This window comes from Mucilaginibacter sp. L196 (assembly GCF_009765905.1).
In the GTDB taxonomy this organism is placed as follows: Bacteria; Bacteroidota; Bacteroidia; order Sphingobacteriales; family Sphingobacteriaceae; genus Mucilaginibacter.
The window spans coordinates 201,768-210,687 of record NZ_LMUO01000012.1 but is presented as its reverse complement, the minus strand read 5'-3'; the positions used below and the strand labels follow the sequence as shown (position 1 = coordinate 210,687).

Here is an 8,920-nt window from a genome sequence, read left to right as displayed (position 1 = left end):
CCATAATGCAAAATACCCAATAGGTCAACTCAATTTCTCTGAAAATTACTCACTTATGGGGATAAATAATAATCTTCCGAACACCTATGGTGAAAACACCGACCATAAGCTGAATTATAATTTATAACTTTATTTCTAACTTAAGTATCCTCTTGTCATCTTCCTCGCTTGGAAGGTAAGAGATATGAGCAATAGAGCTATCACGAAACAATTTTCGATCTCTTACTTCCTTATAAGCTTGGTCATAATGAGCTATTTCGAAGCGAACCGTATCAATGGAAAATAATACTAAAACATTTCCCTCTCTGTCAAGGCTATCCCTTAGGAGTTGTATCTTACCTTCAATGATATTGAAATTTCTATTCCTGTAAAGGACAGTAGTACGCATATAGTCCAAACCAAAACCAAAGAAAACAAATGGTGTAACAAGACAACTGATTGCTATCAAGAATATACCAGCGCGCATTTGTCTTGTCTGATAGGTATAGCCTTCAAGGTCAAGGCCAGGTATATCTGGATCAATATATTGTTTCGAATACAAGTAGATGCCTAAGCCTACTAAACCTAATAATACCAAGATTAGTATAGGAATAAAGTTGCTAATGGCTTCTGCGAAGCTGTCAAATTCGTAAGCAGTGTATAAATGTTTCATCGGTTAGGTTAACTACTGTTAAAGATAGTTTATCTGTACTAAATTGCCATGCTGTAAATACCTATAGGGTCGTCCAAAACACCGTAGAGTAACGGAGGTGCGGAAATATATTTTCACAAAAAAGCCTTGCTGATTTTATCAGCAAGGCTTATAATTTATTTAGCTGAAAAGCTTATTTAGCTTCTTCTTCTTCAGATTCTGCTTTTTTAGCTGCTGGAGCAGGAGCTGCCTTGCGGGCTTTGCTTTCTGCACCTTCCATTTGCTCTTTTAATTGAGCTAATACGCTAAGATCGCCTAAAGTTGATTTTTCAACTGAGTCTTTCACTTTCTTAACCGCGTTAGTTGCAGATTTTGCTTCTTTTTTACGGTTTTCAAATTCCTGTACACGAGCGTCAGCACGAGCTTCTTCCCAAATACGTGAGTGTGAAATAACTATACGTTTGTTTTCTTTGTTAAATTCGATGATCTTGAATTCAGCAACTTCATCAGCTTTGATGCTTTTTCCGTCTTCTTTAACCAAGTGTTTGGTAGGGCAGAAGCCTTCAACACCGTAAGGTAAAGCTACGATAGCACCTTTTTCAGTTACTTTTAACACAGTACCTTCATGTATTGAATCAATAGTGAAGATGGTTTCAAAAGTATCCCAAGGGTTTTCTTCAAGCTGTTTGTGGCCTAAGCTCAATTTGCGGTTTTCAACATCAAGTTCCAAAACAACCACGTCTAATTTTTCACCTACTTTAGTGAATTCGTTAGGGTGATTAACTTTCTTAGACCAAGAAAGGTCAGAGATGTGGATTAATCCGTCGATACCATCTTCAAGCTCAACAAACACACCAAAGTTGGTCATGTTTTTAACTGTAGCTATGTGTTGCGTACCAACAGCATAACGATCAGCAGCATTTTGCCAAGGATCAGGAGTTAATTGTTTAACACCTAATGACATTTTGCGTTCGTCGCGGTCAAGAGTTAATACTTGTGCTTCGATTTCGTCACCAACTTTAAGGAATTCCTGTGGATTGCGTAAGTTTTGAGACCATGACATTTCTGACACGTGGATCAAACCTTCAACACCCGGGATAATTTCTAAGAAAGCTCCGTAATCAGCAACAGTAACAATTTTGCCTTTAACCTTAGAACCAACCTGAATATCTTCAGTTAATGACTGCCAAGGGTGAGGAGTTAATTGTTTTAAGCCTAAAGCGATACGTTTTTTCTCATCATCAAAATCAAGAACAACAACGTTGATTTTTTGATCTAATGCTAAGATTTCGCGTGGATGCTCTATGCGGCCCCAAGATATATCAGTAATGTGTAGTAAACCGTCAACACCACCTAAGTCGATGAATACACCGAAATCAGTAATGTTTTTAACAGTACCTTCCAATACTTGTCCTTTTTCAAGGCGGGCAACAATTTCAGTTTTTTGGTTTTCCAAATCGTCTTCAATCAGCACTTTGTGCGATACCACTACGTTTTTAAACTCGTGGTTGATTTTAACAACTTTGAATTCCATTGTTTTACCAACGTACACATCGTAATCCCTGATAGGTTTGATGTCGATTTGTGAACCTGGTAAGAAGGCTTCAACGCCCATAATATCTACAATTAAACCACCTTTAGTTCTGCTCTTAACAAAACCTGTGATGATCTCATCGTTATCTAAAGCTGAATTAATGCGCTCCCATGATTTTTGAGTTTTAGCGCGTTTGCGTGAAAGGACTAACTGACCGTTAGCATCTTCCTGCGATTCAACGAAAACTTCAACTGTGTCACCTACTTTAAGATCAGGTGTATCACGGAATTCAGAAACTGATACTAACCCGTCAGATTTAAATCCTACGTTTAATACCACATCTTTACTGTTAACATTTACAACTGTACCGGTAATAATTTCACCTTTAGTGATAGAGCTGAAAGTTCCATCATAAAGTTTTTCCATTTTTTCACGATCGCTGTCGCTGTAATTGCCAAATTTCTTGTCATCTGCATCCCAATCGAAATCTGCATCGGGTGTAGTTGCAATTTGTGACTTGATGTCTTCGATAGAGATTGAATCAGCCTCTGATTCAATAGTCTCTTTTTCTGCAGTAGCGGTAACTGTTCCCAGTTCAGCCTCTTTTGCTTTTAATTCTTTTTCTGCTTCTTGTTTTTTTGCCATTAATTAATTTTTCTCCTTTTCCCAATTTTCTAATTGGGACTGCAAAGGTACGGATATAATTTAATTACAAAAAAATAAATTAACTGTTAATTGCTGATTTTTAGGGGTTTTTATTGACAAATGAGGCTTTTTAGATGATATTTAGATGAAGGTGGGCTAAATGGTTGATCAGTTGACGCTTAACTGGCTATCTATCGTGTCGAAAATCTGCATAAAACTATCATAAATATGTTCACGGTATTCTACCACCACCTCGTTAATAGCAGCTTCGTGTTCATCGGTAAAAGGGTCTTTCCATACGCGCATGCAGATACGTTTTAAGGCATAGGCTATTTTAGGTGTTTCGGAGTAGGTGTGTAAATAGCCATCTCGTTTAAACCCATCAAAAAAACGAAAGAATTTGCTACTGTCCTTCAATCCGGCAAAAGTTAAAAACTCCTGAATTACCTCATGATCACATCCGTTTAGATGCTCGTAAAAATCATGTGCTGTTATTTTATTGGTGGTGATAAGCAGGTTATCCAATATCAACTCCAAAGCGATATGACCTAAGAAAAAAGGTTTAACGGGCGAGCCTGCTATAACCGGTGTTAACAGTTTTTTAAGCTCGTGAGAATGTGTAAGGAAAAAATCGGAGGAATGAAAATAACGATCTACCTCCAAATGCTTATTCCATCCTTTGATAATGGAGTTTACTTTTTCGTTTTGGTGATGGAGCTTTTCGGGGTGTAACACTATTGTTTTATCGGCATTTTTGAGCAAGTCGGGCAGCACTATCCCCAGTATGTGGTAACAGTTGATGTCGTTGCGGTCAAAGTAAAAATGAGATAAAAAATTCATAATGCTGATAGCTCAATATACGGAAAATAATATTAGCTGAGAGTTAACCACGCCAAAAAAATAGATTTTATACTATTCTGCTATATTTGCAACCATTTAAAAGGATAGAAAACACACGATGAACTTTGTTGAAGAATTACGCTGGAGAGGCATCCTGCATGATATAATGCCCGGAACCGAAGAACTGTTAAATAAAGGTATGGTTGCCGGTTATATAGGTTTTGACCCAACTGCCGATTCGCTGCATGTGGGTAGCCTGGCGCAGATTATGACCATGATACACTTTCAACGTGCAGGGCATAAGCCATTTGCATTGGTTGGTGGTGCTACTGGTATGGTGGGCGATCCTTCAGGAAAATCTGCTGAACGTAATTTATTATCTGAAGATGTATTGCAGCTTAATTTAGCGGGGATACAAAAACAACTGGAGAAATTCCTGGATTTTAACAGCGGTGTCAATAGTGCCGAGATGGTAAATAACTACGACTGGTTTAAAGAGTTCTCTTTCCTGAATTTTATTCGTGATGTAGGTAAGCATATCACCGTAAACTATATGATGGCTAAGGATTCGGTTAAGAATCGTATCAATGGCGATACGGGTATGTCGTTTACAGAATTTACTTACCAGTTAGTACAGGGCTACGATTTTTACTATTTATGGAAGAATAAAAACTGCGTATTACAAATGGGGGGAAGCGATCAGTGGGGTAATATTGTTACCGGTACTGAACTGATCCGCCGTAAGGATGCGGGTGAAGCTTATGCTTTGACTACCCAGTTGATCAAAAAGTCTGATGGTACTAAATTTGGTAAAACCGAGGGTGGTAATATCTGGCTTGATCCGGCTAAGACATCGCCCTATAAATTCTATCAATTTTGGCTGAATACCAGCGATGCTGATGCCAAGGCTTACATCAGGATATTTACTTTATTTGATGAGGAAACGATCAAAGCGTTAGAGGTTGAGCAAGATGCCGCTCCGCATCTGCGTACACTACAGAAAGCTTTAGCCACAGACATTACTACAAGAGTACATGGCGAGGCTGAATATGAGAAAGCCATCAAATCATCTGACTTTCTTTTTGGAAATACCGGGATTGAGTTTTTGAATGAACTGAACAATGATGAAGTAATCGGCATTTTTGAAGGTGTTCCTAACTTTACCATTGCTGCCAGTGAGTTTGCAGAAGGCATAAATGCTACTGAACTATTGGCAGGTAAAACAGCTGTATTCACCTCAAAAGGTGAAGCTAAAAAAATGATACAGGGTGGTGGTGTTGCTATCAATAAACAAAAAATAGGAACTGCCGAGGATATATATCAAGCTGATAGCCTGATCAATGGTAAATTCCTGGTAGCGCAAAAAGGAAAGAAGAATTATTTTTTAATTATTGTAGAATAATTTGATAGTGCGACAAATTGTGCATATTTTTGGATAAATGTCGTACAAAAAGAAACATATTGACTCATCTACCGTTAATGAACCTATGAGCATGTATATTACACAGGGTTCAAGCAATCCTTTTTATGGTTTGTTAAGCGGTATAAAGCCTGTAAATCTTTCCAGTGATTTTAATATCGTACAGCTTACCAGGCAGGGTTTGCCTAAAAATGTATTGTTGTCATTGGCTAAAAAGATATCATTAACTATCCAAGAGTTAGCTAATATAATGCACATATCAGAGCGTACATTACAGCGTTACGATGATGATGCCATTGTTAGCTCAGAGTACGCTGAGAAAGGTATTGAGCTTGCCCGCCTTTACACACGTGGCGAGGAAGTGTTTGGTTCTAGTGATAAATTCAAGTTATGGGTTAGAACCCCAAGTGTAATTTTTAACAATGAGGCTCCTTTATCTCTTTTAGATACCTCTGCAGGTTTTAATATGGTGTTTACTGAGTTAGGTCGTATTGAACAGGGTATCTTCGCATAATTTATGATACTTTATCGTATTGCCAAATGTATGTATGCCGGCGATTTAAGCGGAGCAGGAGCAAGGCTATATGGTGGTAGATGGAATAGTTTAGGGAAACCAATGGTTTACCTGGCATCAACCAGATCATTGGCTATGTTGGAGGTGCTGGTGCATTTATCGCCAACTACATTCCCGGGTGATTTTTGTATAGCTGAGATTGAAGTCCCGGATGACAGTATAAAAGTATTACCCATCAAAGATCTACCAACCCACTGGCAAGATATTCTGCCACCCATCGAACTAAAAAAAATAGGGGATGACTTTTTAAAACAACAACAGAACTTGTTGTTGAAAGTCCCCTCGGCTATTGTAGCCGAGGAGTTTAATTATTTGCTGAACCCTTTACACCCGGCCATATCAAAAGTTAAGCTGATCAAACAACTTCCTTTCAATTTCGACCAACGACTGGTTTAATTCCTTTGCTTACAAATCGCTTAACAAATCCAATTTCTTGGCATTGTATTCTTCCTGCGATATCAAACCATTATCAAATAAAGTTCTTAATTTCTTAAGTTTTTCGGTTAATTCATCTGGTTTTGGTGCTGCTGCAACAGGTTCTTCGTGAACTACCGGAGGGGCTGCCACTACAGGTGCCGGCTGTGCTACGGGTTGCTGATAAGGAGCGAATGCTGATGGCGCTTCAAACTGCATAGCGCCCGATTCTGCACGTTTTTCTTCCAAATCGCGTAAGCGACGAGCCTCACGCTCTTCTTCCTTACGTTCCTGCGCGTATTGGTATAGTTTACGGGCCTGTACTTTTGGTAGGTAATCAACACCCATTTCAGCACCGTTGGTAGTTTTTACACTGAATATAGCACCGATTATTTCTTCCTTGGTGAATACATCTACAATATCTTTCCAAACAAAATCAACAAATTTGATAGACAGGCCCAGGTTAGCCGGGGTGAAAAACAAAATGCGTTTGTTAGTTATAGCGATGCAATCAGGCAGAATGTTTACCAGTGGTTTTTTTTGAACCGCGATGTATAATATTTCTTCGCCGGATGAAAGCAAGTCGTTTAGGCGAGAGTATACTTTCTCTACTGTTTTTGGGTCCTGCTCGTCGTTCAAAAATTTCTCAATCATATGTATGGTTGTTTGTTGGGCAAATTTAATAATATTATGTTATTTATAGGTTAAGTTTTATGCTATCAGCAAATTACAGCCGCGTATGTCGGCGTTGTCAAACCTTCCGAGTACCTCAAAGCTACCATCAGCATAAACCCTGCCAAGATCCTGCGTAGCTAAAAAGGAACACGAGTTGATATTCGCCAGGTCGATAATATTAATACCGCCTGCTTTGCCATCCTGTATTAGCGTCACCGGGTCGTTGGTATCACGGGTGATAATGCGCATCCACGGCGGACAATTAAATATCCCATCACCTTTTGAGTAAGCCTGCGATAACAACTCCGTCATCCCATATTCCGAGTGTACAGTATCTACCCCAAAACCTTTGGTTAGTATATCGTGGAGTTCCTCGCGGATCATCTCCTTGCGCCTGCCTTTCATGCCGCCGGTTTCCATTACGATCAATTCGGGGAAATCAATCTGGTAAGCCTCCACAAAATCCAACAGGGCGAAGGTTACGCCCAACAACAACGTAGGCTTATTTGCTTGCCGTTGCTTTTTAAGCTGATGGTACAACTCCTCGTGGTTGTACAAATAAAAGCCACTATCCGGGTTGTTGGATTGCCTGATCAAATCCTCCGCCATATAAATCAGCGACGATCCCTCGCGCTCTAAATAGGCGGGGAGGAGTGCCAGTACTGTATAATCCTTAATATCGCCATAAAACAACTCAAACGCCTTGCGGAAACTCTCCACATACCAGCTCACATCCGTAATTGGGTGGCTGCTGGTGATCAGCCCCGTAGTACCCGAACTGGTGAAGGTAACCTGTACCGCATCGGTATTACTCACCACCTTATGCGACTTAAAAAACTCGATAGGTAGAAAAGGGATCTGCCCTACCTGCTTCACGCTATCCACGTTAACCTTCAGTCCCTTAATAAACTCCTGGTACACGGCACAGTGTTGCGCCTGGTGGCGAAATACCTGCAATGCCGCATCAGTAAATTGCTCACCGTTACTAATTCCGAATACCTGCTGCTTGCTTATTGTCATACCGCTGCAAATATAACTACGGTAGTTATAGTTTTGTGCGATTTTTGAAACAACTCAACATTTCAGCGGTTTATCCAAATACATCTATAAACACAACAATACTATCGCTATGAAAACATTGAAATTATTATGCATGCCCCTGCTACTAAGTATATTTATAGTAATGGCATCAGCAACCGACGCAAGTAAAGAGACCGAGCGTATACACGCCGCCACCAACGTGATCAGAGATTTTGGTAAGATGAAGGAAAGCATCCCACACGAACTGATTGCCGAATACAACGGTATCGTCATCATCCCGCACCTGATTAATGCCGGTTTAGGCATCGGCGGCTTACGCGGTAAAGGCGTGGCCCTGGTGAAACTACCTAACGGCAAATGGAGCGACCCTGTATTTGTTACCCTTACAGGCGGCAGCATCGGTTTGCAAATAGGCGTACAATCAACCGATTTGGTGTTGGTTTTCCGTCACAAGGGTGCTTTGGCTAAAGTTAAAAATGGCGACTTCACCCTGGGTGGCGACGTATCTGTTGCAGCCGGACCGGTTGGCCGCAGCTCATCAGCCAGTACAGATTATAAACTGCAAGCCGAAGTTTACTCCTATTCACGCAGCCGTGGCCTGTTTGCAGGCATTACCCTGCATGGCTCAAACCTGGCTATCGACAAAAAAGCTGACCACAAATTTTACGGTCACGACCTAAGTTCTGCCGAAATATTTGAAATCGGCACCAGCACTACCGAAGGTGTGGTAGGGCTTAAAGAAGCTATCAGCCACTTGTAGGCATGTTTAGTTTTAAGTTTTAAATCCAACAAAGCCCTGCTGCAAAGCGGGGCTTTTGTGTTTTGTACTGTACCACGAAACAAGTGGAACAGTTGGTACACCTGGTACACTTTTCGCTCCAAAAACGCCCTAAAAAATACCAAAAAGGTGGTTTTTACATCCATTTTAATCCGTTTTTACACCGATTTTAGCGCCAAAAACAGTGCTTTTTAGCCAAATTATGCCCAAAAACGACTGCTTTTTGCCGCTTTTTACTCCATTTTTACTCAAAAAAGACCGCTTTTTATACCCATTAAGTACCCAAACTGTACCAAATTGAAACACCTGATTTGATATGGGGCATTGCCTTCGGCCCGGGCTATACACTCATACTACGCGAGGCCTTA

At 40.3% G+C, this 8,920-nt stretch carries 9 protein-coding genes; 4 read left to right on the top strand and 5 right to left on the bottom strand.

Annotated features, from left to right (window positions below; genetic code table 11):
- Positions 1-121 precede the first annotated feature (121 nt).
- The 3 genes from GSQ74_RS10950 to GSQ74_RS10940 form a co-directional block, all read right to left on the bottom strand.
- Complete coding sequence (locus GSQ74_RS10950) at positions 122-652, bottom strand: hypothetical protein (RefSeq protein ID WP_158993129.1); 531 nt, start codon at positions 650-652, stop codon at positions 122-124.
- 172 nt (positions 653-824) lie between these two features.
- The gene (gene rpsA / locus GSQ74_RS10945) at positions 825-2,810 is read right to left on the bottom strand and encodes a 30S ribosomal protein S1 (protein ID WP_158993127.1); all 1,986 of its coding nucleotides are present in this window, start codon (positions 2,808-2,810) and stop codon (positions 825-827) included.
- Positions 2,811-2,978: 168 nt separating this feature from the next.
- Complete coding sequence (locus GSQ74_RS10940) at positions 2,979-3,650, bottom strand: hypothetical protein (RefSeq protein WP_158993125.1); 672 nt, start codon at positions 3,648-3,650, stop codon at positions 2,979-2,981.
- 118 nt (positions 3,651-3,768) lie between these two features.
- Here GSQ74_RS10940 and tyrS point away from each other — a divergent pair, with 118 nt between their 5' ends.
- Genes tyrS through GSQ74_RS10925 form a run of 3 tightly spaced genes read left to right on the top strand, consistent with a single transcriptional unit; the run spans position 3,769 to position 6,040 of the window.
- Positions 3,769-5,052, top strand: a complete 1,284-nt coding sequence (gene tyrS, locus GSQ74_RS10935) for a tyrosine--tRNA ligase (RefSeq protein WP_158993123.1) — start codon at positions 3,769-3,771, stop codon at positions 5,050-5,052.
- A gap of 37 nt (positions 5,053-5,089) precedes the next feature.
- On the top strand, positions 5,090-5,584 hold the full coding sequence (locus GSQ74_RS10930) for an antitoxin Xre/MbcA/ParS toxin-binding domain-containing protein (protein ID WP_158993121.1): 495 nt from the start codon (positions 5,090-5,092) through the stop codon (positions 5,582-5,584).
- A 3-nt stretch (positions 5,585-5,587) separates the two neighbouring features.
- Positions 5,588-6,040 (top strand): RES family NAD+ phosphorylase, encoded by a 453-nt coding sequence (locus GSQ74_RS10925; protein WP_158993119.1) that lies wholly within the window; start codon positions 5,588-5,590, stop codon positions 6,038-6,040.
- A 9-nt stretch (positions 6,041-6,049) separates the two neighbouring features.
- Here the strand turns inward: GSQ74_RS10925 and GSQ74_RS10920 are convergent, their stop codons facing one another.
- Together GSQ74_RS10920 and GSQ74_RS10915 are read right to left on the bottom strand one after the other, a co-directional pair.
- Positions 6,050-6,712: a PH domain-containing protein gene (locus tag GSQ74_RS10920; RefSeq protein ID WP_158993117.1), complete on the bottom strand. Its 663-nt coding sequence runs from the start codon at positions 6,710-6,712 to the stop codon at positions 6,050-6,052.
- Positions 6,713-6,769: 57 nt separating this feature from the next.
- Complete coding sequence (locus GSQ74_RS10915; RefSeq protein ID WP_158993115.1) at positions 6,770-7,753, bottom strand: acyl transferase; 984 nt, start codon at positions 7,751-7,753, stop codon at positions 6,770-6,772.
- A 109-nt stretch (positions 7,754-7,862) separates the two neighbouring features.
- On the opposite strand from GSQ74_RS10915, the gene GSQ74_RS10910 reads away from it, so the two are divergent.
- Positions 7,863-8,534 carry a lipid-binding SYLF domain-containing protein gene (locus tag GSQ74_RS10910; protein ID WP_158993113.1) on the top strand — a complete coding sequence of 224 codons (672 nt, stop codon included), beginning with the start codon at positions 7,863-7,865 and terminating at the stop codon, positions 8,532-8,534.
- Positions 8,535-8,920: the final 386 nt, after the last annotated feature.

Excerpts from the sequence above, each read along its gene's own strand:
- GSQ74_RS10950 (WP_158993129.1), bottom strand. The coding sequence starts at position 652 with ATGAAACATTTATACACTGCTTACGAATTTGACAGCTTCGCAGAAGCC.
- rpsA (WP_158993127.1), bottom strand. The coding sequence starts at position 2,810 with ATGGCAAAAAAACAAGAAGCAGAAAAAGAATTAAAAGCAAAAGAGGCT.
- GSQ74_RS10940 (WP_158993125.1), bottom strand. The coding sequence starts at position 3,650 with ATGAATTTTTTATCTCATTTTTACTTTGACCGCAACGACATCAACTGT.
- tyrS (WP_158993123.1), top strand. The coding sequence starts at position 3,769 with ATGAACTTTGTTGAAGAATTACGCTGGAGAGGCATCCTGCATGATATA.
- GSQ74_RS10930 (WP_158993121.1), top strand. The coding sequence starts at position 5,090 with ATGTCGTACAAAAAGAAACATATTGACTCATCTACCGTTAATGAACCT.
- GSQ74_RS10925 (WP_158993119.1), top strand. The coding sequence starts at position 5,588 with ATGATACTTTATCGTATTGCCAAATGTATGTATGCCGGCGATTTAAGC.
- GSQ74_RS10920 (WP_158993117.1), bottom strand. The coding sequence starts at position 6,712 with ATGATTGAGAAATTTTTGAACGACGAGCAGGACCCAAAAACAGTAGAG.
- GSQ74_RS10915 (WP_158993115.1), bottom strand. The coding sequence starts at position 7,753 with ATGACAATAAGCAAGCAGCAGGTATTCGGAATTAGTAACGGTGAGCAA.
- GSQ74_RS10910 (WP_158993113.1), top strand. The coding sequence starts at position 7,863 with ATGAAAACATTGAAATTATTATGCATGCCCCTGCTACTAAGTATATTT.